Source organism: Paenibacillus sp. Y280 (assembly GCF_056786335.1).
Map to the genome: position 1 here is coordinate 94,082 of NZ_JBXCIW010000002.1, position 21,955 is coordinate 116,036.

The following is a 21,955-nucleotide window of genomic DNA, read 5'->3' on the forward strand; positions in this document are numbered from 1 at the left end:
GCAGGAAATTAAAAAAGAGAAGCCCCAATATACCATAGGACGGCTTCTCAAAGCAATCAAGAGTTTACGGTCATTCCAATGAGCCATACAGCTCCAATGATGAGCAATAAATGAAGTCCAAACAGAAAAGGAATGCCTATAGTAAAGGTGCGATGCTTCGTTTTGTGACGCCAAGCTTTCATCGCAAGCCAAGTGCCTCCCGCGCCGCCGATCGCGCTTAGCAGAAACAGCCGTTTTTCCGGCACGCGCCTGCGCTGCTTCTTGGCACTCTTTTTATCAACGCCCATCAAGGCAAAGGTATAGCTGTTAATCAATAGCAAATAAACAATCAGTATATAAAAGGCCATAACCTCAAACCACATCCTCTCTGAAAAGAATCTGCCTCATTCAAAGGGCTTCGGCCGAGAAACGTTACGTATTCCTCGGCTTCGCCCGATTCGTCGGTACGGCTGAATAGGGATCATCCGGCCAATAATGCTTCGGATAACGCCCCTTCAAATCCTTTTTCACTTCGAAATAAGCATTCTCCCAAAAGCTTCTTAAATCTTGCGTTACTTGGACTGGCCGCTGCGACGGCGACAATAAATGAAGCGTGACCGGCAGCCTCCCTCTCGCGAGCAGCGGAGTGTCCTTAAGTCCGAACAGCTCCTGCAATCGAACCGCAAGCACCGGCAACTCCGGATCGCTGTAGTCAATCGGGATGCGCGAACCGCTTGGCACCGTGATGTGGGTCGGCACCTGCTCATCCAGCTCTTGCTTCTGCTTCCAGCTGAGCTTGCCCTCCAGCAGCTGCAGCATCGGCAGTCTCTGCAAATCCGAACGGCTCTTCATCCCGTAGATATGAGGCTTCAACCATTGCTCAACCGATTCCAGCAACGCTTCGTCGGAAGCGTCCGGCCAATCCTCGCCTGCGAGAGCCATAAGCTTCATCCGAGCCTTAAGCTGCTGCGCCTGCTTGCTCATCGGCAGCATAACAAAGCCTGCATGTTTGATAGCCGCTATTAAAGCGTCCGCTACCTGATCTTCATTTGGCTTCTGCAAGATCGATTCTTTCAGCACGATGGAGCCTAGCCGAGCACGCTTCCTCGCTCTTACCGCTTGAGCCTCAGCATCCCACTCCACGACATCCTCGTTCGAGATATAGCTTCCCATATACTGCTCGATCATCGGCAGACTCAGCTCGGCAGCAAGCCGCATCCGGCTTTCTGTTCCGGCATCGTCCAGCTCGCAAGCGGCAAGGTACGGCGACCGCGATAACGGCTGCAGCTCAGGCAGCACCGCGCCTCTGCCGTTCGCCAATAAATAACGGCCGTCGCTGCGCCGCTGTGCGATACGGTCGGGGTATGCAAGGCCGAGTAGAACGCCAAGCGGTACTTGATTCCTGTTCTCCTCTGAGTTTTGAGCTGATGGCTGCTTCGAGACGAGCCGCTCCCATTGATCGGCTTGCGCCGCTATGCGGTAAGCGGCTCCGCTGCTAGGATGCTGCGCGCTGCCGCCATGCGAGGCGTTGCCCGCACCCGCAGCCCGACCAGTCAAGCGGCACAGCAGCTCTAAGCGCAGCTGGACATCCACATTGCGCTCCTGAGGAAGGAGATCACGCTCGCTTAACAAGGCTGCAACCTCGCATGCCACTCTGGCTGCTCCAAGTTCCGATGCCTGCAAAATCATGGCTCCAAGCCGCGGATGCAAACCAAATTGCGCCATCGCCTTGCCAGCTGCTGTCGGTTTCCCGCTGTCATCAGTCGCGTTCAACTGCCGAAGCAGCGCTTTGGCTTGCTCATAGGCAGCCGCGGGTGGCGGCGTTAGCCATTCGAGCTCTTGCGGATCTTCTATGCCCCAAATCGCCAGCTCTAGCGCAAGCGCTGCTAGATCCGCCTCCAGAAGCTCTGGCTTGCTTTGCTCAGGCAAATAAGGATGCTCAAGCTCCGTCCACAGCCGGTAGCAGCTGCCAGGCGCTAGTCGACCCGCTCGGCCTCGGCGCTGGTCAGCCGACGCCGCAGAGACAGGCACCGTTTCCAGCCGCGTCATGCCCGTTCTCGGAGAAAAACGCGGCACGCGCATAAGGCCGCTGTCCACGACGATCTTAACGCCTTCGACCGTCAAGCTGGATTCCGCGATCGAGGTCGCAAGCACGATCTTTCGTTCTCCAGAAGCGCATGGCGCAACGGCTGCATCCTGTTTCTCCAGCGGCAAGCTGCCATGAAGCTCCTCAATCCGAACATCGGATGGAAGGCCTAATTCGATCAGCCTCCTTGCTGTGCGGCGTATTTCTCCGACGCCAGGCAAGAAAGCGAGCACATCCCCGTCATGTGCGCGAAGTGCTTCCATAATCGTCCTCGCCATAGGAGTCTCAATCGGTCCTGGAGTCCTAGCTGGCGCGTAATACGTCGCAACAGGGAATACGCGCCCTTCGCTGCGAATGATTGGGGCTCCGCCAAGCAGCTCGGCAATCGGCTCCGCTGCGAGCGTGGCTGACATGACGACTAAGCGCAGCTCCTCTCGCAGCAGTTGCTGAGACTGCATGCATAATGCAAGACCAAGATCGCCATGCAAATGACGTTCATGGAACTCGTCGAACACTATAGCTCCGACTTGTTCGAGCGCCGGGTCCTCTTGCAGCATGCGTGTGAGGACACCTTCGGTTACGACTTCGATGCGCGTTCGAGGGCCAACCCGCGAGTCGAGCCTAACGCGGTAGCCGACTGTCTCGCCTGCCTGCTCGCCTAGCGACTTCGCCATAAACTGCGCAGCGGAGCGCGCAGCCAGTCTGCGCGGCTCCAGCATGATGATCTTTTTGCCGGAGAGCCACGGCTGATCAAGCAGCGCAAGCGGAACGCGCGTCGTCTTCCCTGCTCCCGGCTCCGCCACAAGCACGGCATTGACGCCGCTGCGAAGCGATTCCAGCAGCTCAGGCAATACCGCATCAATCGGCAATTGCAGTTGCTTCATGCTGATAACTCCTTTACCTATCTCCATCTATTTCACAATTCGCAGCATTTGCACGACAGGCCTATTGTCGCCAGGCAAGGCTGCCTCTCTGCTGAATAGCTGCGAGGAGCCGTCTCCATCTAGAAAGATCCCGTCAACCAGCTTGCCGTCGCCAATACTGGACACAATCGCTTCCCGAAAAACGGCTAACGAGCCCTTCGTTTCACTCACGATGAGATATATGGCGCCCGCACTGTCGTACACTGCCGCCGAGCGCAGCCGATCATCATCAGGAAACGGCGCATTTTCATTTAACGTTTGCTGAACCCACTGATCGTCATTGCCGAGGCTCATGCTAATGCCGCCCTGCGCCCAGAATCGCGTATGATCCTTCACCTTCAGCTCGGAAGCATTGCTGGCAACCTGTACGCTCAAGGCATCCGAAGCGCCGTCCCACACCAGCGTTCCGCGCGCATATTTCACATTTTCATTCCCTGTTCCGAAATTGCCAATCTCCTTGTTAACCGGCAGACTGTCTACCATGCCTATGCTAAGCAGCTGATTGCCATAAAAAAATCCGCCGTTAATGCCTACCTTACCCGCAAGCGTAACGTTATTATTGATCGTCTCCAGCGTTACGAACGCAGGTTTCGTCTTCAACACATGAAGCTTTATCCCATTAGCGGACGTCTCTGAAAGATAGGTATAATGCAGGTTTTTCTCCGCAGCTAACGGATCAGCAGCCGTTTTGTTGCCAAGAGCCATTATCATGAAATAAAGCATAATTCCAAGTAAAGCTACGATCCCAACCAATATGCCGATAACCGCAAGCAGCTGTTTTTTGCTCATCCGAGCAGGCTCTTTCATTTCCATTTCTCGTAATTCTCCTTGCCTATTATCATTTAAACCAACCCTTTTTGCGGAACCATGCATACATGCCTACGCCAATGACGAGCATGACCGTAATGACGGCAAAATACCCCCATTCCCATTCGAGCTCAGGCATATTATGAAAATTCATGCCATAAATGCCTGCCAAAAACGTAAGCGGCATAAATATCGTCGTAATAACGGTAAGAGTCTTCATAATCGCATTCATCCGGTTCGAATTAAACGAGATGTAGCTGTCCCGCAGATCAGCCGTCATCTCTCTGCTTGAATCCATCATTTCGGACAGCTTCAGCAGATGGTCATAAATATCATGATAAAAGGCGAGGTATTGGCCCAGCCCTTCAATACGCTCCGAATTTGTCACTCGGTACAGCAAATCACGCATCGGCACGATCGTTTTGCGAAGCCTGAGCAGGCGGGAACGAATGTTGAAAATATCGCTCATCGCCGTCTTGCTTTGCATTTCGTCGCCGCCGATTTCCATATCGAGCAGTTGGTCCTCCAGCTCATGAACAGCAGGGAAATATTGATCCACCAGCTTGTCCATAACTAAATATGCCGCATATAGCTGGCCGTGATCACCTATCTTTGAGCTGCACATCAGCTTCTTTCGTGCTTCGTCAATTTCAGGGGATGGCTCATAATGAAAGGTTACAATAAATTGCGGACCAAGGAACATATTGATTTCGTTTACGGTCAATGTCTTCCGCTCAACCTCATGCAGCACGAAAAAATGCACATCATCGTAATGATCGATTTTGGGACGCTGCAGCAAATGGTAGCAATCCTCAATCGCCAGCGGATGGAAGTGAAAAAAGGAATCGAGCAGCCTGCATTCCTCTTCCTTTGGATCGCTGAAATCTACCCAATACCATTCAAGATCAGCAGACTTCAACTCTTCCATCGTCAAATCCGTCAACCATTCCTTTTGTTTCGTATAGCCAATAATCCGTATCACGGGATACGTCCTCCCATTCACCATACTAAGTAATTAATCATAGGTTGTTCAACTTATCCATTTTACATGAAATGAGCGTTGGTTTAATAGTTATTCAACTATTTTTTTGAATCTAGGGCTGTTCATTTCCCTAAAAAAAAGAATGCTGCCCCATAAAGAGAGACAGCATTTCATCATTTTTTTAAAAAAATGCAATTATTTCGTTTCGTTTTCGTCAATCTTAAACATTCGAATTTCTTCCTCAAGCCGTTCAGCCAGACCATTTAAATCGTCTGCGGATTGCATGATTCCTTCCATTACGTGCAATTGCTCTTTATAGGTTGATGCTGCAGATTGAATATGTGTGGCGGATTCCTCAGAAATGGAGGCCATATCATCAACTGTTGCAGTTACTTCCTCTACGCTTGCGGAAAGCTCTTCAGCGGTCGCAGAGACATCTTCAGCTTGGCTCGTGACAGATTGAGTGGCAAATACAATTTTACCAAGCGATTCACCTACTTGATTGACGACTTCTACGCTTTCTTGTACATCGCTTGAGTTTGCCGTCATAGAAGAAACCGCTATATCCACATAAGATTGTATTTCTTGAATCATCGTTAAAATCCGATCTGATGATGCCTTGGACTGTATGGCCAGATTTCGAATTTCAGAAGCAATAACCTGAAAGCCTTTCCCGTGCTCGCCTGCGCGACTAGCTTCAATCGATGCATTCAACGATAAGATGTTCGTTTGATTCGAAATATCCGTAATAAACGAAGCAAATTTTCCGATCTCGGCAGATTTTGAATGCAAGATTAGAATAACTTCTTTTGTACTTAGAGTAGATGTCAGAAGGTTATTCATCTGTCCGATTACATTTTGAATATGATTCATGCCTGTTTGAAGCTGCGATAAGGTGTCATGAGAGGAGCTTGCTATATCGCCTATCGATTCTGCAATCCGCTGAACGCCATTAGCCATCTCGTTCAATGCAATGGCGCCTTGTTGGGCTCCTACCGCTTGTTGATTAGCCCCACTGCTAATTTCATCAATTTTATGGTAAAACACTTTCGCCGATTGCTGCGTAGCCGCAACATCTCCCTTAAGCTTTCTTCCAGAATCCGTTACTTCAGAGGAGACGTTTTGAATGCAAAACACCAGATGCCGCAATTGATCCAGCAGGTGATTCATTTCGGAAGAAAATCGTCCAATCTCATCTTTGCTTTTACTTTCGAACTCCTCCGTCAAATCTACGCGACCGTTAGCGAACATACTTTTAGTCTTGGCAGTCAAGCGGGTCATTTTACTTTTTACCAATAATACAGACAGTACCAACAGCACCAACATAATGATGACGAACATACACAAGTACTGGATTAAAATTTGCATGCGCTGTTCCGCAATGACCCCATCTGCTATCTGTTTGGAAATGGCAACCCGGACAGCTCCCCAATGCTTCCCTTCAAAATATAGAGGTGCTGAAATATCCCACATCGTAACAACTTTGCCATCTATCAATCTGGGATAGGTTTGTACTAACGGTTTAACTTTATCGGTGACTGCCGCTGCGTTGTAGCCTGTGACATCGTTAAATATTCGGTTTGCCCTATATTTTTGACTTAAAAGCCCCACGCTGCCCCACTTATCCTTGGATTCATCGCCAACTGGGCTATACACCGTATTATGCGTTGGGATGTAACCCGCAGATTCCTTCTTGTTCGAGAAAAAAACGGGGAGCGCGAACACAACGGTCTCGCTTCTCAAATAACTGTCGATTATGCCTTGCCAACGCTGATCCGTATAGTCATCAAATACGCTTTCGTACTTTAATTCATACTTCCATAAAGGAATTTCAGAACCGTCATACAAGGTTTGCTTTGCAGCCGCATATTCCGGGTCCTTTAGACGGGTTTGGGCTGCCTTCTCACTTTCGGGTATTAATGACAGCCTATCGTCAAATAACATACCTTTCAACTGATCACCTGAGATATATTTGCCGTCTTTAAGCGTAACGCCGTTGCTCAAATCTTGCTGGGTAATGCTTTCAATCGTTCCCGCAAGCGATAATGTAAGACTGATTCCCTTGTCCATAAATTGCGAATTAATAGGAGCACTTACTTGGCCATACCGCCACACAAACAAGGTGGCAAATAAAGCAAGCATGAAAAGACCTGTTATCCACATAAACTTCCCTGTTATTGACTGAAACCCCAAAAACCTTGACAGCGATTTCATGGCATTCCCCCCCTGCACATAATTGGATTATCTCTTATATATTTGCAAGTGTAGTATATAATGAATCATTTTATATGTCGACATAATTCGACTCATATATTTCAAGATTGTAAAAATAATAGAGTCAAAGGTATCAACTTATCTTCTTTAACTTAAAAAATCGGAAGATTTCATCATATCAGCAGATGTAACATCGCTTCTTTTATGCAGCATCATAGCCTATCAGGCATAAGAAAAAGGGGGTGTCTCAAAGGTTATCGACCTTTAAAGAAAGCTTTTTGATTGCGCACAACCCGCCAATGGGGAAGGATGTGCGATTCGCCAACGGAATAGATCTAGAAACTAGATCTATTTCAAATAAATTAGGACGATTTACGGAACTAGGTCTAGAAAGTAGACTTATCATCGGCGCGCTACCCGCGAAATGGGCAAATAGTCGCTCCACTAGCGGAAATGAGTGTACCCTAAAAGCCATAGGCTTTTGGGGCACCCTCTTCAATGCTTTAAAATCTGTAAAAAACAAAGAATGGAGGCACCACCCCACCTTCTTCGAAAGGAGGTTTCTATGTATATGCTTACCTAGAGAATGAAGTGCTTGAGGCATTGGTCAAGTACAGCGCGTATCGTAAGGGAAAATCGAAGAAGGGGCAGAGGGACATCAGTAAGCTCGACAATTGCCATTACGATAAGGAAGAAGATAAATGGACATGCGTTTTCACCTTGCAAGATGGTATACATGTTGCATCATTTCGTCAGCATCATCTGAGTATAATGGGGCATGAATCCAAACTTCAACCAGAAATTATAACCTCGCGGATTTGAGGCTAATACTTCTATCGTAACCTTAGCATCGCGGGGAAAGGAATGGTTGATTAAGTGATGTAATACGGTGCTGCCATAGCCTTTGCCGCGATGCTCGCTCATAATATAAAATTGCCTAAGGTATACAAATGATTCTTGCGGAAAATATTCATCAATCGTCAATCGGTAAACAGCATATCCTATGATCACTGTATCTATTTGAAAAACCTCAACTTCCCAATCACTAACTAGCCATCCACGCATTCTTTCTTCAAGCAGTTGGATGGTCATCGGATTGCGACTGCCTTCATCTTGAATAAGCGTTTTATTCATTCGAGCGAGGAGGCTTGCATCTGAATCTGCTGCTTTCCGTATCAAAATATCCAATTTCCTCACCACCGAATCGGGTATTTTCTTTAGTCCTCGTGCTGCGTACGCGTTGCTTCAAGCACCGTCTCATAAACCGCTTCGCCGATGGTGCAGCCGATCGTTGTCGCTGCGCCTGCGTATGCGTGCACCGCATTCCAGCTATCCGCCTGGCTCACCGCTATGACGATAGCATCCGTCGTCGTTCCAGTTGCAGAGTTGCCGGTCTCCTTCTCGACGATGCCTAAGTGCTGGAGCGCGGCTGTCTTCGCTTCTGTCGCGGTTATGATGGCATTTACCATCGCAGACTCTGTCATCTGTCCATCGATCAAAAGTATCGTATTAATCGTACCCGGCGTGTAAGCGGAGAAGGTGCTGCGCGGCAAGCCTGCTCTTGCTGCATTTCGAGTGCCGACAGTCGTACAGCATAACAGCTTGAACTTATCACCTTCGAGCTCGGTTACAGAGGCGTGAGTCAGCTTCGCCGCAGTTAACAGACCAATCGTAAGTGCTGGATCATGGCCCCATGCCTCGCATTGCCGTATTATATCACGCACAGGATCATCGCATCGATAAGCGAGCGGCACCTTCCAGTTGACGATGCGGCTCGCATCGGAGAACCCTCCCGGATGAACGGCGCTGCTCAGCGCATACAGCTTCTCGGGAATGCTTGCTTCAATCCTGTCCTCCAGCAGCTCTAGCATTACTCCTGACCAGACGGCCGAGTCATAACGGTGTCCTTTGCGAAATGGCTGAGTCATCGCGCCTCCTCCTTCGACTGCCCAAGCAGCTCATATATAAGCGGCATATTAAGATAAAGGCAAGCATGCTCCGCTAAACGATCAAATGCCAATTCGCGTCTTTCTTGAAAACGCAGCTCAGCAGGTAAGCTGGTAAGCCCTTTCGATTCCCTCAATCCATTTAACCAATGCCTGCGAAAATCATCATTATGCAAAATGCCATGAATAAACGTTCCCCACAGCTTCCCGTCAGCCTTGCTTGCGCCTTCGGCAGCATACTCGGATGATGCTCCATCCTCAACCCCTGATTGATGTTCTCTGACTTGGAAAGGCTGATAATCGGAATCTTCATGCGAAAGCCATGCGATTTCACCCATATGAATCTCGTAACCCTCAATGGCAGAAGATAACGCATGTCCATGGAATCGGCTAGCGCCTTCGACGCGAACCGTTCTTTTCAGCTCCGTAAAGCGGACTTCGAATGGAAAAAAGCCCAGCCCCTCCGCTTCCTGAGTAGAAGATTCGATGCTCATCGGATCGTACAGCCGCGCGCCAAGCATCTCATATCCGCCGCAAATGCCAACTACAGCTCCGCCGCTATAAGCATGCTTCTGTACCCATTCGGCAAGACCTGTTTCCTTCAGCCATTCCAAATCCGCGATCGTGTTTTTGCTCCCGGGTAGAATGACGGCATCAGGACTGCCCCATTGACCTGCATGCTCGATATAGCGAAGCTGTACGTCCTTCTCGAAGCGCAGCGGGTCCATATCTGTAAAATTCGAAATCCGAGGCAGCCGGATGACAGCAATATCCAATTCTCGCTGCTGATCTGTCTCTTCCTTTGGGACGAGTGAATGCTGCTTGCTAAGAGACAGCGAATCCTCATCCTCCAGCTCTAAGCCAGGCATATAAGGCATGACGCCTATTACGGGTTTGCCTGTACGCGCTTCCAGCCAATCCAGCCCAGGCTGAAGCAGCGATACATCGCCGCGAAACTTGTTTATAATAAAACCGCCTATGCGGTCTCGTTCTTCCTGCTCCAGCAGCTCAAGCGTACCGACAATAGAGGCAAATACGCCGCCACGATCAATATCGGCAACCAGAATGACGGGAGCGTCTGCCCAAGCTGCCATTCGCATATTGACGATATCTCGGTCCTTTAAATTAATTTCAGCTGGACTGCCTGCCCCTTCCAGGACGACAATATCATAGTCCTCCCGCAGACGCCGCAACGAGTCCTGCACAATAGCGCCAGCAGCAGGCAAATATTTTTCGCGGTATTCAGTCGCCTCATAGTCGCGAAGCGGTTTTCCGTGCACAACGACCTGCGATACCATTTCTCCAGTCGGCTTCAGCAGGATCGGATTCATATCTGTCGTCGCCAATATGCCGCATGCATCTGCCTGCATTCCTTGCGCGCGGCCTATTTCCTTGCCATCCCATGTCACATAGGAGTTCAGCGACATATTTTGCGATTTAAAAGGAGCCGTTCGCCAGCCATCATTTTTAAAAACTCTGCAAAGCGCAGCTGTTATTAAGCTTTTGCCTACATCCGATGCCGTACCTTGAATCATGATCGTGCGGCCTAGAGATTTTTGAGCGCCTGCTGCAAATTCATCAGCTATACTCATTTGCCGCCACGATTTTGCAGCAAGCATTGTTTTAATGCCGCTACCAGTTGTTCGTTTTGCTTGCGAAGCTTTACGGCAACCCGAATATACGTATGATCTAGACCGGCGAATCTTGATGCATCACGTATAAGGATGCCAAGCTTGCCCATCTCGAGCTGAAGCATGCTGGCGCTTAGCTCAGCCTCACTCGGGATACGAATGAGCAAATAATTAGCCACGCTCGGATTAACAACAAAGTCGAGTGCTTGCAGCTCCTTAATGAGCCAAGGCCTCTCCTCATGCAGCCACATCATCGTTCTCTCCGCATAATCCGTCTCGTCAAGCACCGACTCGCCGATCAGCTGCGCGAGCGAATTGACGCTCCAAGGCACCTGCAACCGCCTTAAGCCGCTTAACGTTCTTGGCATGCCAACGATATAGCCAAGCCGAATGCCGGGGATGGAAAAAAACTTTGTCATCGAGCGGATCACAAACAATTTCTCATTCCTCGTTGCCTCCTGAACGAGACTGAATCGCGATTCCTCCGGGACAAAATCCATAAATGCCTCATCAATGACAACGTATGCCCCTTTACTCAGCAGCATGCGGATTAGTGCTGGATCAACAAGCTGACCTGTCGGATTATTAGGAGATCCAAGCATAAATAATGAACCTGTTGCTGCTGCTCCTCGAAGATGCTCCAATTCCAAATGCAATTCAAATTGATTTTCCGATGACAGCTTGATTTCATATACGGCCCCGCCGATTTTGCGGATAGCGTCCCCGTATTCGTCAAAGCATGGAATAGCAAGCGTCGTTAATTTAGGCTGCAGCGCGCGCACGATTAAATCGATCAATTCCGCTGCGCCGTTGCCAACAACAATGGATTGCTCATCAATTTGGTGCCGCTCAGCCAGCTTTCTTCTCAAACCGCGAACGGCAGGATCTGGATATTGCCCGATAATGTCCGCATAAGCCATCAGCGCTTGTTTTACACTTTCAGGGGGACCTAGCGGGTTCATGTTCGAGCTGAAATCAATAAATGATTGCGCTGCCATTCCGAAGGCTTCCTCCGCGGTCCTTAAATCGCCCCCATGTCCGTACCTCTCCAACATTTTCGAACCCAACTCCTTATGTTAGTAAGCTTGCATCCAAATAACCGCTGCAAAAAGCAGCACTGCTTCAATCGCTTCATTCATTGCCCCATATGTATCTCCGGTTAAACCGCCAAGCTTCCTGCTTAAGTAAGCCGCAAGCAAACTGCCGACGCTGTATGTAATCAAGGCTGCAAGCAGCAGATAGACTAGCGATATACTCAAATCTATGTTTGCGATCCACAAAATGATTCCCGTGCAAACTGCTGCCACGATCATAGAAGCAGCGGCATGTCTGCCTTTAACCTCGTTAAATAATACCGCTATTCCTTCTCCATGCCGTGCAAACGTCCAGAAAGCGATAGCGGCGCTCATCCAAGCGCGACTCCAAATCGGGCCGATTACGAGCAGCGGCCAATACAGCTTTAACTGATCGGGTTCGAATAGTTCAACTAAGATGGACACTTTGAATAACAGCAGAAGCACAGCGGCAATGACGCCCATCGCTCCTACCCGGCTATCCTTCATGATTTCGAGCATGCGCTCGCGTGTACGATGACTCAGTACGCCATCTGCCGTATCCATCCAGCCGTCAAAATGCAACCCTCCGCTTAATGCTGTCCATAAGCCGAGCACGATAACAGCGCTTGGCCACGCCGGCGCGAATAAAGTGAGCACCCAAGAGAAAGCTGCGAGACAGAGGCCGATTAGTGCTCCTGCAAGCGGAAAATAGACGACACTCCGCGACAGAACCGCTCCTTGAAACGGAACAGTCAACGGAACCGGAAATCGCGTTAAAAATTGTAAGGCAGCGATAAGTGCTTGAGCTTGCAGCTTCAACTCACGACGAACCATACTGCAATCACTCCTATAAACAAAATAAAGCTAACGCTATACAACAAGCGTACAGTATGTACAATATCATCCGGCTGCAATGAACGCGTTGGCCAGCCCATTCTCGCTCGTTCGCTTGATACGCCAAAATATATATTGGTACCGCCGAGCTCTATGCCTAGCGCGCCTGCTACCGCAGATTCCGGAATGCCGCTGTTTGGGCTGGGATGCAGATGCGCGAATGATCGAATCGCGCGCGCAGCTTGCCTTGCCTTCATTCGAGGCAAAAAAAAGGCCGAAATCGTAAGCATTACGCCTGTTAACCGAGCGGGAACAAAATTAAGCACATCGTCAGTCCGAGCCGAGCACCAGCCAAAATCGGCATACTTCTCATTCCGATAGCCGACCATCGAATCCAGCGTATTTGCAGCGCGGTAAAGCATTGCCAGCGGAGCGCCGCCGATTAAGGCGAATAATAGCGGGGATACAAGCGCGTCTACCGTATTTTCCGCAACGGTCTCTACAGCAGCACGCGAAGCTTCCCGCTCGTCAAGCTTCCCGGTATCCCGTCCAACAATATATCCAACATACTTGCGCGCTTCATCCAGTCTGCCTTCCACTAATGGCCGATAAACCAGCATCGCCGCTTCCTTCAAGCCCTTAACAGCAAGTGTTGTCGAAATAAACCATGCGCTTGCCGAATAGCCAAGCCACGGATGCACAGCATCCGCTGCCCACACAAGCAGCCACATCGTTCCGCAGCTTATCATTAGCGTTGTAAAAGTGAGCACGACACCCAATAGCCTGACAGCAGCGGTTCGCCCTGGCAAGCGCTCAGGCGCTAGTAGACGCTCTAACAGCCGTATGAGCCGTCCAATCCATATGACAGGATGGGTCGGCCATTTCGGATCGCCAACGATCCAATCAATCACAATCGCCGCCGCTGCAAGCAGAAGCAGCTCCTTTATGGAGTACAGGATCATCATTGCTCCCACCTAAAAGCCTGCGATTTCAGCTCAATCGGAATACCGGCTGTCACGAGAAAGACCCGCTCACACAACGCGGCGACCCTCTGATTCAAGCGGCCAGCCTCGTCTCTAAAACGTCTGCCAAGCGGGTAAGCCGGGACGATGCCGTCCCCTACTTCATTAGTAACGATTAGAAGAGGGTGTGAATACCCCGCAATCGCTTTAAGCAGCTTCTCGATTTCGAGCTCCAGACGATTTTCTTCCCCTGCATGTTCCTCCACTTGCATCAGCCAGTTCGTCAACCATAACGTTAAACAATCAAGCAGCACAACAGGCGGCTCTTGTCCATTGTGAAGCTCAGCGGTAAATTGCTCTTCCCATTGATTAAGCAGATCCGCTGCATTGCAGGCATCCTCAGCGGTCTTCCAGCTAAAGCCGGAGATGTCTCGGTCTGTTCGATGCTTCGTGATCCGCTCTCTCATCTCCTCATCATAGGGCTGGCAGGTTGCAAGATATAAGCCGCGTGCCGCAGACCGCATCGCATATTGCTCAGCGAAGCTGCTCTTGCCGCTCCGCGCGCCGCCGGTTACCAGTATTGCCACCAACCATCACCTAGCCTTTGGATACGCCTGCGCTCTCGAAGGTTGCCATCTCCTGCATGAGAAGAAGCGCAGCGTCAATAAAATGAAAACATAATACAGCACCCGTACCTTCTCCAAGGCGCATCTCAAGCTGCATCATCGGCAGCAAGCCGATCGATTCAAGCAATCTTAAGTGGCCTTGCTCATGAGAGAGATGTGAGGCTATCATATATGGCATTGTCTGCTCGGCAATTCGTGATGCGACGAGCGCCGCAGCAGACGAAATATAGCCGTCGATTACGATCGGACAGCCGCTCGCCGCAGCTCCGATAATGACGCCAACGAGTCCAGCTATCTCCGCGCCGCCGACCTTGGCAAGCACATCAATTGGATCTGCATCAGCAGAATAAAGCTCATTAACGGCAATCGCGCGCTTTACGACCTCCACCTTGTTCAGCCAGCTCGCATCATTGATGCCGGTTCCTCGGCCAACGGATTCCTCGGGCGATAGCCCTGTCAGTACGGTTGTAAGCGCAGCGCTCGCCGTCGTATTGCCGATGCCCATCTCGCCCGTCGCAAACAATCGGCTGCCTTGCCGGTACTGCTCGTTCACAACATCAACGCCAACCATGATCGCTTGAATGGCTTCCTGACGAGTCATAGCCGCCTGCTTTGCCATATTGGCCGTGCCACGAACAACTTTGCGGCTTACGAGCCGTTCATGCTCCAAATCCGCATTCACGCCAATATCGACACAGACGACCTCCGCACCGGCTTGTCTCGCAAGCACATTGACAGCTGCTCCGCCGTTCAGGAAGTTTAGCACCATCTGCGGCGTAACCGCCTGTGGAAAAGCACTTACCCCTTCCTCGCAGACGCCGTGGTCTCCAGCCATCACAATGACTGATTTACGCGACAAGTCAGGCCATAAATGACCCGAGATGCCGGCTAGCTGGCTAGCGAGTGCTTCAAGCTTGCCAAGACTGCCAGGCGGCTTCGTCAAAGAATCCGAGTGACGCAAAGCAATCGCCGCAGCCTCATCGTTGAACGGTTTAATCTTTTTAATCGTTTCCATTAACGCTATGTACAAATTAGTTTCCATTGTTATAGCTCCTTCAAGCCAAGTCTGACTGATTCGTTATTCCAATTTGGTTGAAGCATAATTTGCGGCACACCTGTAACGGGATGCGCGATGACAGCTGTTGTCGTTTCATATACTCGTTCAATAAGTGAAGGCGTTAACACGGCATGCGGAATGCCAGCCGCAGCAACCTTTCCTTGATGGAGCACGACGAGCTCATCGCAGTAAAGTGATGCCAAATTCAAATCATGAAGCACGGCGATCACCGTTAGCTCACGCTCTTGCTGCCACGCTCTCACCGTATCCAGCAGTTGCACCTGAAAGCCAATATCCAAATAGGTTGTCGGCTCATCCAGCAAAATAATAGTCGGCTCCTGCGCCATCAGCTTAGCCAGCGCTACGCGCTGCCGTTCTCCGCCGCTAAGCTGATCCATTTTGCGATGCTCCAGCTCCTCAAGTCCCATCGCAGATAATGCTCTGTCAATGATCGGCTCGGAGTCCTGCTCTTCGCTGCCTAGCCAGTTCTGGAACGGATATCTTCCCATGCTGACGACCTCGCGAACGGAGAAACCGACAGGCGGCAAGCCGCTTTGCTGAAGCACCGCCAGCTTCTTAGCCAGCTGCTTGCGCGGATATGAAGCGATATTTCGACCTGCCAGCAGCACTTCTCCTTGCTTTGGCTGATCGATACCCGACAACAACTGCAGAAGAGTTGATTTGCCGACGCCATTGGGACCAATAATACCGTACATGCGTCCTTTTTGAAAGGAGCAGGATAGACCGTTCAGCACGGTCCTTCCCTGCACCGTTTGTACGATTTGATGAGCCTCTATCATATCGTCCCTCCTTGCTTCAGCTTCCGTCTATGCAGCAAATAAGCGAAGAAAGGCGCACCGATAAGCGCGGTAACGACACCAAGCGGAATTTCTTTGGGTGTCAATGCCATTCGCGCCAGCGTATCTGCCCACAGGACGAATATGCCGCCGCCGATTGCAGACAAAGGCGTGATCAAGCGATAGTCGGGGCCTACGAGCAGACGGATTAGATGCGGCACTACAAGCCCTACGAAGCCAATAACGCCAGATACGGAAACCGCTGCTGCGGTGAGCAGCGTCGAGCTGATTAAGACGATAAGCTTTGTCCTCTCGACACGAATGCCCAGATGCGCTGCATGCCGCTCGCCAAGCACAAATAAATTGAGCGGCTGGCCGTAAGAGAGGAGCAGCGGCATTCCAATAAGCAGAAACGGAATCATCATATAGACATTTTCCCAGCTTCGCATAGCAAGCGAGCCCATCAACCAGAACAAGATCTGATTGACAACACCCTCCGACATGGAAACCATGAATGAAACGAATGCGCCAAGAAAGGATTGGATAATGACTCCTGAGAGAATAAGCGTTTCAATATGCATGACGCCCTTGTTGCGCGAGAGCCAAAAAACGCCAAGCAGCGTAACGATTCCTGTACTGAAGGCAACGAGCGGTATCGTCCATATGCCAAGCACGGTCTGCAGTCCAAACAAGATCATAAATGCTGCTCCGACCGAGCTTCCAGAAGCGACGCCTAACGTATAAGGATCGGCCAGCGGATTGCGCAGCACGCCTTGGAAGCCGGTGCCCGCAAGCGCAAGGCATGCCCCAACGAGCACGGCGAGCAAAACGCGCGAGAGCCGGACTTGTGTCACGACAGCTATTTGTCCGGGTGAATACGAAGTAGGCTTATCCGCAAACCACGGCAGTTGATGAAGAAGTATCCCCCACACGTCACGCAAGGATATGCCAGCCGATCCAATTGATAGACTAACAACGATAGAAACAGCAAGAAGGAGCATAGCTGCTCCTCCATACCAAACTAATTTATAGGTCATTTGATTATTTTACGAGATCCGGGTGAATGACTTTAGCAAGCTCAAGCAACCCATCAGCAAGACGTGGTCCAACGCGTACGAGCGGATCCTCCGTCACCGCATGCATGTGCTTATTTTTCACCGCATCGATGACATCCCAGCCTGGACGGCTTTCGATACCAGCAACGATTGGATTCGGGTCCTCCTTCAATGCAGGATATACAATAAATGCAGGATTTTGTTTTACAACTTCCTCAGCGCTAACCTCGTACCAGCCAGGCGATGCGGCTGCAATATTGATGCCGCCTGCAAGCGTCAGGAGCTCGTCGAGGAAAGTGCCTGAACCAACTGTCCAGCCTGGTGAAAACTCGAGGTATACTTTCTTCTTCTCCGCGTCCTTCACTGCATCGGTTACCTGCTGCTTAACTTCACGCATATGGTCAGCAACGGCAGCCGCTTCCGTATGTTTATTCATAATATGACCTAAATTTTCGATTTTGGCAATAACGGCATCATAGGTAAGCGGATCAGTCGCGAACACCGGAATGTTCAATTCGCGGAGCTTCGTGATCGCTTCCGTGTTCATCGACGGTGAAGCCAGCACAAGATCAGGGTCAAGCGCTGCTACGGCTTCAATGTTAGTCGTCATATCGCCTACTTTCGGCTTGGATGCAGCTTCCTCCGGATAGTTGCTATATTCATCAACCCCTACGACTTGCTCCCCAGAGCCAATGGCATAAATAGCTTCCGTCTCACTCGGTACAAGCGTAACGACCTTGGTCGGCGCTTGCTCGAACGTCATCTCCGTACCTGTATCATCCTTTATCGTTAGCGGATAACCAGATGATTCGCCCGATGGCGCCGGCTCATTCGTAGCAGCTTGCTCCGTATTAGCCGGTGTATTGCTAGCTTTGTTTTCATTGCCATTGCTTGCTCCGCATGCTGCTGTAAATACGAGCATCATCGTTAACAGCAAGCCAAACAGAATCTTCATCATATTGCGGTTCTTTCCGTTCATCTTGTTCTCCACCCCTAATTTTTTTATTCGTATAAAATAAAAAAAAGCATTTCCGGCAATTGTGCCAGAAATGCTCTTATACGCGCTCTAGTAAATAAACGAAGCGGCAGGCTTTCCAAAGCACGATCCCTAAGTCCACGTAGGTAAAAGTGTTATGTACAAACAGGCAGATTTTCTGACTTGGTCGTGACAGCGAGCGCTGGCTAGCTCCTGCTGCATTCCCTTACAGTGGCGGGTCCGTGCCGGATTCTCACCGGTCTTCCCTATTAAGCTTCAAGCAAGCGACTTCCAACAATCGAATGACCCATTGTCAGAAACTCTCCCATCAGCACCTATTTTTACGTATGAAATTATCAGATGTTAATATACACCGTCTCTCGGATTTTGTCCAACATTACTCGCTAAGCCAATCGGATCAGCTCCCTCCGTTCTGCTCCTGACAATTCCCGCATAGGTAACGTAATATGCCTCTTTCATTACTAAAGACGACGACGAATCCGTTTTATGCAAAAGGAGGTCACTAGCCGATATGCAGCCACAGCATAAATCACTATCGCCGCTTTATAAATTCGTCTTCCTGCTCATTGCCATTGCACTTCTAGCTGGTTTAGCGCTAACTTGGCTCCGCCAACGCGACAAAGCGCCTCCTCCTATTTCGGAGCATACTTTCGAGAGAGGCCATGCCATTTGGTGGATCGCGCCTAATCCGGCCAAAGTGCTTCGCGGCAACAGCTTTCTAATCGAACTTGCTGATGACTCTGGCGCGGCCTTGCAGGGAGCCAGCTTATCCGTAAAGCTGGAAATGCTGGATATGGTTTGCGGGGATTATGCATTTACAATGACCGAAGCTTCACCGGGCAAATATGAAGGTGAAGGCGTGCCGCTCATGGCTGGCACATGGAAGGCGACATTAACGGTTGAGACAGAAGCTCAAACCTATACTATCGTCAGATTGTTGAAGGCTGTTCATTAGACTGCTTACCATAGCCACGGATTTATCGATGGAATCACGCCGTTGACAGCCAGCCCTCGCAAAATCGAAATGACGCCTACGGCAATCGCCGTCACCACACTCGCCTTGCGCATGAAGCGCCGCCATTTTTTGTTTGCAAAGGATGCAATGGACGCTGCAGCAGCTAGGGCAGGAAAGGTAGAGAGGCCAAACAAGGCCATCACAGCCGCACCCTCGAGCCCCGAGCCGGTGGAGGCCGCTGTCATTTGCATCGCATATGTCAAGCCGCAGGGCAAGAAACCGAACGCGATGCCGGTCGCAAGCAAATGCCCGGTTTCTTGCTTCGCTGAGCGCTGTGCACCTCCTGCCAATCGCTTGTGGAGGAAGGTTGATAGTCGGTTCATGAAAGGCAGCTGGAACCTGCGCCATAGCCATAGCAGCAAGAAGCAGCCGCCGATAATGGACGCAAGCCCCTGTACGCCGGCAAGCTTGCCTGCCACATCAACAAAGGAGCCAACCGTTCCCATGACGGCACCTAACAGCGTATAGGACAAAATTCGTCCCGCATTGTAGAGCAGCATCGATTTCTGTGTTGAAGCGGTAGAATTAAGCGACACGGCGGATACGATGCCTCCGCACATCCCGATGCAATGCGGAGCGCTGAACAATCCCGTCAAAATAATAAAGCCAACCTGCTGCCAAGTTATCGTCATTTGCTTGATCCAGCCTTGCGCCGAAGCTGACCGGAGAGTCGAAGCGCGTTAGCGACTACCGACACCGAGCTGAGAGCCATTGCCGTCCCTGCCATCCATGGCTCAAGCAGGCCAAATGCAGCAAAAGGAATAATGATCACATTATAAAGAAAGGCGAAGGTTAAGTTCTGCCTAACATTTCGAATCGTTAAGCGGCTGATTCTGATCGCCTCAGGGATGGCTTGCAGCCTTGAGAACAACAGCGTCATATGCCCAGCGCTTAGCGCCGCGTCCGTTCCTTCCCCCATCGCAAGCCCGACATCAGCAGCGGCCAATGCCGGCGCATCATTCCAGCCATCGCCCGCCATGGCTACCCGCTTTCCTCGCCGCTTGAGCTGCTCCACCAGCTCAACCTTGCTCTCTGGCAGCATGGAAGCATGTACGACTGTAATGCCTGCAGCTTTGGCCGCAGCAAGCGCGGGAGCCTCGTGATCACCGGTAGCGAGCAGCGATGCTACACCTAGCGACTTGAGCTCTTTTATAGTAGCTCTTGCATTTGCTTTAACCGTATCGCTAAACGCCATGACACCCACACATCGCCCTTCCAACGCGGCATACAGCACCGTTTCGCCCGCCTCCTCACGCTGCTGCGCGAAAGCTGCTGCAGCACCGCTTACGCTCCAAGCACGTTCGGACGCAAATTTGGCATTGCCGACCGCGAAGCGCTGATCCTCAACAGTCGCTTCAACACCACCGCCTGGCGTAAACGCAAATTGGCTGGCTTCAGGAATAACGAGTCCCAGCTTCGTTGCTTCTCGAATTATAGCGATTGCCAATGGGTGAGCTGCTTCCGCTTCGGCAGCGGCTGCCATTCGGAGCAGTGAAGCGCGGCTTCCCTGTATCGCCAGCACTGCGCTAACCTGCGGCTTGCCTTCGGTCAATGTACCTGTCTTGTCAAAAATAATCGTTTGGATTCTCGCCAACCGCTCAAGCGCACCTGCTTCCTTCGAAATGATGCCTTGCTTGGCCAGCCTGCCCGACGCAATGACAAGCGAGATCGGCGCAGCTAAACCAAGCGCGCATGGACAAGCTGCCAACAAGACCGCAATGCCACATACGAATGCTTTGCTCCAATTCCCCGGCTCAAGGAATGCTCCCCACATCACGACCGTAGCGAGCGCAAAGATGAGCATAACCGGAACAAACCAGCTCGCAGCCGCATCGACATTGCGCTGAATCGCGGATTTAGAGCGCTGCGCTTGCCGGACAAGCTCCTGAATGCGGTTCAGCATCGTATCATGTCCCGCAGCCTTCGTACGGATGCGAAGCTGCGCGCTTTCGTTGCGGGTGCCTGCCCACACCGAATCTCCTTCACGCTTGGCGATCGGCAAGCTTTCTCCAGTGAGGAGCGATTCATCCATCGCTGACTGACCGCCGCTCACAATACCGTCAACAGGCACGACCTCGCCTGCTTGAACGATAACAATGTCGCCTGCCCGTACAAACTCCGTCTGAATGCGTACGACTTCCCCTGCCCGTTCAACCGCAGCCGTCTGGCTTTGCAGCTTGCCATAGCCTTCCGAGCCGTGCTGCGCTCGAAGCGAGGCTGAAACTTCAATATATTTGCCGAGCAGCACAGCCGTAATGACGACAGCCGACGTTTCAAAATAGAGCGGAGGCGAATGGGCAGCCGACTCTGCAAGCGGACGAAGCAAGCCGCTCTGAAAAACGGCATAATGGCTGTATAGATATGCGACGGTCGTGCCGATGACAACGAGAACATCCATATTTGCGCTTCGCTCGCGAACAGCATGATAAGCGCCAATATAAAACGGCAAACCGATCACGAACTGTATGATCGTAGCAAGCGCGAGCTGCAGCCATGGGAGCATTAGCCATGCCGGCATATGAGGCAGCAAGGGCTCCAGCAGCGGAATATGCTGTGCCATGCCCGTTAGCAGCGGCAGCGTGAGGATTAAAGAGACGACAAGTCTTAGCTTTAGGATCTTATGCTCCTTATGAAGTCCTTCCTTTGCCGTCTCATTTAAGAGCGCTGCAAATCCCAATTGTTTTACGCGCTCAGCAATCTGGGCGGCCCCGAGCACCCCGGGCTTAAACTGTACCCATGCCGTTCGAAGCGGGAAGCTGACTGCCGCCATTTGCACGCCATCCATTTTGCCGACAGCCTTCTCAATCCTTGCCGCGCAAGCAGAACAGCTCATCCCCTGCACCGCAAAATCTATCGTGACATCACGTTCTATTTCTTGATTCTGAATGTCATGCTCCAACCTCAGCACCTGCCTTCCATTCATCGCCGCTCATGCCTGTACCTCTCCCGTTAAACTATATGATGGGCAATCGAATTGCATGAATGGAAC

19 protein-coding genes and 1 riboswitch are annotated in these 21,955 nt (G+C 50.8%); of the genes, 1 reads left to right on the forward strand and 18 read right to left on the reverse strand.

Translation table 11 applies throughout. The features are described 5' to 3' along the window. Nucleotides 1-56 precede the first annotated feature (56 nt). The 16 genes from AC1TPC_RS03150 to AC1TPC_RS03225 form a co-directional block, all read right to left on the reverse strand. The gene (locus AC1TPC_RS03150; protein WP_482065420.1) at nt 57-347 is read right to left on the reverse strand and encodes a DUF1294 domain-containing protein; all 291 of its coding nucleotides are present in this window, start codon (nt 345-347) and stop codon (nt 57-59) included. A 64-nt stretch (nt 348-411) separates the two neighbouring features. Then, nucleotides 412-2,949, reverse strand: a complete 2,538-nt coding sequence (gene hrpB, locus AC1TPC_RS03155; protein ID WP_482065421.1) for an ATP-dependent helicase HrpB — start codon at nt 2,947-2,949, stop codon at nt 412-414. A gap of 27 nt (nt 2,950-2,976) precedes the next feature. Beyond that, entirely contained in the window at nt 2,977-3,801 is an 825-nt protein-coding gene (locus AC1TPC_RS03160) for a hypothetical protein (RefSeq protein ID WP_482065422.1), read from the reverse strand. Nucleotides 3,802-3,826: 25 nt separating this feature from the next. Continuing rightward, nucleotides 3,827-4,777 carry a magnesium/cobalt transporter CorA gene (corA, locus tag AC1TPC_RS03165; RefSeq protein WP_482065423.1) on the reverse strand — a complete coding sequence of 317 codons (951 nt, stop codon included), beginning with the start codon at nt 4,775-4,777 and terminating at the stop codon, nt 3,827-3,829. A gap of 195 nt (nt 4,778-4,972) precedes the next feature. Further along, nucleotides 4,973-6,991 (reverse strand): methyl-accepting chemotaxis protein, encoded by a 2,019-nt coding sequence (locus AC1TPC_RS03170; protein WP_482065424.1) that lies wholly within the window; start codon nt 6,989-6,991, stop codon nt 4,973-4,975. 744 nt (nt 6,992-7,735) lie between these two features. After that, nucleotides 7,736-8,179, reverse strand: coding sequence for an N-acetyltransferase family protein (locus AC1TPC_RS03175; protein ID WP_482065425.1), 444 nt, complete (start codon nt 8,177-8,179; stop codon nt 7,736-7,738). Nucleotides 8,180-8,208: 29 nt separating this feature from the next. Next, a complete protein-coding gene (locus tag AC1TPC_RS03180; protein WP_482065426.1) occupies nt 8,209-8,919 on the reverse strand; it encodes an adenosylcobinamide amidohydrolase in 711 nt (236 codons plus the stop codon). Next, nucleotides 8,916-10,529, reverse strand: a complete 1,614-nt coding sequence (locus AC1TPC_RS03185; RefSeq protein ID WP_482065427.1) for a cobyric acid synthase — start codon at nt 10,527-10,529, stop codon at nt 8,916-8,918. Before AC1TPC_RS03185 ends, AC1TPC_RS03180 begins: the two co-directional genes overlap by 4 nt. Continuing rightward, a complete protein-coding gene (cobD, locus tag AC1TPC_RS03190) occupies nt 10,526-11,623 on the reverse strand; it encodes a threonine-phosphate decarboxylase CobD (protein ID WP_482065428.1) in 1,098 nt (365 codons plus the stop codon). The genes AC1TPC_RS03185 and cobD overlap by 4 nt, the downstream gene beginning before the upstream one ends. A 21-nt stretch (nt 11,624-11,644) precedes the next feature. After that, nucleotides 11,645-12,457 carry an adenosylcobinamide-GDP ribazoletransferase gene (gene cobS / locus AC1TPC_RS03195; protein WP_482065429.1) on the reverse strand — a complete coding sequence of 271 codons (813 nt, stop codon included), beginning with the start codon at nt 12,455-12,457 and terminating at the stop codon, nt 11,645-11,647. Beyond that, on the reverse strand, nt 12,439-13,419 hold the full coding sequence (gene cbiB, locus AC1TPC_RS03200) for an adenosylcobinamide-phosphate synthase CbiB (RefSeq protein ID WP_482065655.1): 981 nt from the start codon (nt 13,417-13,419) through the stop codon (nt 12,439-12,441). The genes cobS and cbiB overlap by 19 nt, the downstream gene beginning before the upstream one ends. Further along, a complete protein-coding gene (gene cobU / locus AC1TPC_RS03205; protein ID WP_482065430.1) occupies nt 13,419-14,006 on the reverse strand; it encodes a bifunctional adenosylcobinamide kinase/adenosylcobinamide-phosphate guanylyltransferase in 588 nt (195 codons plus the stop codon). Before cobU ends, cbiB begins: the two co-directional genes overlap by 1 nt. A gap of 10 nt (nt 14,007-14,016) precedes the next feature. Further along, entirely contained in the window at nt 14,017-15,087 is a 1,071-nt protein-coding gene (gene cobT, locus AC1TPC_RS03210) for a nicotinate-nucleotide--dimethylbenzimidazole phosphoribosyltransferase (RefSeq protein ID WP_482065431.1), read from the reverse strand. Nucleotides 15,088-15,089: 2 nt separating this feature from the next. Further along, nucleotides 15,090-15,902 (reverse strand): heme ABC transporter ATP-binding protein, encoded by an 813-nt coding sequence (locus AC1TPC_RS03215; protein WP_482065432.1) that lies wholly within the window; start codon nt 15,900-15,902, stop codon nt 15,090-15,092. Next, entirely contained in the window at nt 15,899-16,900 is a 1,002-nt protein-coding gene (locus AC1TPC_RS03220; protein WP_482065433.1) for a FecCD family ABC transporter permease, read from the reverse strand. Before AC1TPC_RS03220 ends, AC1TPC_RS03215 begins: the two co-directional genes overlap by 4 nt. Before the next feature lie 40 nt (nt 16,901-16,940). After that, on the reverse strand, nt 16,941-17,933 hold the full coding sequence (locus tag AC1TPC_RS03225) for an ABC transporter substrate-binding protein (RefSeq protein ID WP_482065434.1): 993 nt from the start codon (nt 17,931-17,933) through the stop codon (nt 16,941-16,943). A 148-nt stretch (nt 17,934-18,081) separates the two neighbouring features. Next, nucleotides 18,082-18,256: riboswitch (cobalamin riboswitch) on the reverse strand. A 206-nt stretch (nt 18,257-18,462) separates the two neighbouring features. On the opposite strand from AC1TPC_RS03225, the gene AC1TPC_RS03230 reads away from it, so the two are divergent. Then, the gene (locus AC1TPC_RS03230; RefSeq protein ID WP_482065435.1) at nt 18,463-18,906 is read left to right on the forward strand and encodes a FixH family protein; all 444 of its coding nucleotides are present in this window, start codon (nt 18,463-18,465) and stop codon (nt 18,904-18,906) included. Nucleotides 18,907-18,911: 5 nt separating this feature from the next. Here AC1TPC_RS03230 and AC1TPC_RS03235 read toward each other — a convergent pair whose 3' ends face one another. Together AC1TPC_RS03235 and AC1TPC_RS03240 are read right to left on the reverse strand one after the other, a co-directional pair. Further along, a complete protein-coding gene (locus AC1TPC_RS03235) occupies nt 18,912-19,598 on the reverse strand; it encodes a sulfite exporter TauE/SafE family protein (RefSeq protein ID WP_482065436.1) in 687 nt (228 codons plus the stop codon). Beyond that, a complete protein-coding gene (locus AC1TPC_RS03240; RefSeq protein WP_482065437.1) occupies nt 19,595-21,889 on the reverse strand; it encodes a heavy metal translocating P-type ATPase in 2,295 nt (764 codons plus the stop codon). Before AC1TPC_RS03240 ends, AC1TPC_RS03235 begins: the two co-directional genes overlap by 4 nt. Nucleotides 21,890-21,955 lie beyond the last annotated feature (66 nt).

Excerpts from the sequence above, each read along its gene's own strand:
- AC1TPC_RS03150 (WP_482065420.1), bottom strand. The coding sequence starts at position 347 with ATGGCCTTTTATATACTGATTGTTTATTTGCTATTGATTAACAGCTAT.
- hrpB (WP_482065421.1), bottom strand. The coding sequence starts at position 2,949 with ATGAAGCAACTGCAATTGCCGATTGATGCGGTATTGCCTGAGCTGCTG.
- AC1TPC_RS03160 (WP_482065422.1), bottom strand. The coding sequence starts at position 3,801 with ATGGAAATGAAAGAGCCTGCTCGGATGAGCAAAAAACAGCTGCTTGCG.
- AC1TPC_RS03170 (WP_482065424.1), bottom strand. The coding sequence starts at position 6,991 with ATGAAATCGCTGTCAAGGTTTTTGGGGTTTCAGTCAATAACAGGGAAG.
- AC1TPC_RS03180 (WP_482065426.1), bottom strand. The coding sequence starts at position 8,919 with ATGACTCAGCCATTTCGCAAAGGACACCGTTATGACTCGGCCGTCTGG.
- AC1TPC_RS03185 (WP_482065427.1), bottom strand. The coding sequence starts at position 10,529 with ATGAGTATAGCTGATGAATTTGCAGCAGGCGCTCAAAAATCTCTAGGC.
- cobD (WP_482065428.1), bottom strand. The coding sequence starts at position 11,623 with ATGTTGGAGAGGTACGGACATGGGGGCGATTTAAGGACCGCGGAGGAA.
- cobS (WP_482065429.1), bottom strand. The coding sequence starts at position 12,457 with ATGGTTCGTCGTGAGTTGAAGCTGCAAGCTCAAGCACTTATCGCTGCC.
- cbiB (WP_482065655.1), bottom strand. The coding sequence starts at position 13,419 with ATGATCCTGTACTCCATAAAGGAGCTGCTTCTGCTTGCAGCGGCGGCG.
- cobT (WP_482065431.1), bottom strand. The coding sequence starts at position 15,087 with ATGGAAACTAATTTGTACATAGCGTTAATGGAAACGATTAAAAAGATT.
- AC1TPC_RS03215 (WP_482065432.1), bottom strand. The coding sequence starts at position 15,902 with ATGATAGAGGCTCATCAAATCGTACAAACGGTGCAGGGAAGGACCGTG.
- AC1TPC_RS03220 (WP_482065433.1), bottom strand. The coding sequence starts at position 16,900 with ATGCTCCTTCTTGCTGTTTCTATCGTTGTTAGTCTATCAATTGGATCG.
- AC1TPC_RS03225 (WP_482065434.1), bottom strand. The coding sequence starts at position 17,933 with ATGAACGGAAAGAACCGCAATATGATGAAGATTCTGTTTGGCTTGCTG.
- AC1TPC_RS03230 (WP_482065435.1), top strand. The coding sequence starts at position 18,463 with ATGCAGCCACAGCATAAATCACTATCGCCGCTTTATAAATTCGTCTTC.
- AC1TPC_RS03235 (WP_482065436.1), bottom strand. The coding sequence starts at position 19,598 with ATGACGATAACTTGGCAGCAGGTTGGCTTTATTATTTTGACGGGATTG.
- AC1TPC_RS03240 (WP_482065437.1), bottom strand. The coding sequence starts at position 21,889 with ATGAATGGAAGGCAGGTGCTGAGGTTGGAGCATGACATTCAGAATCAA.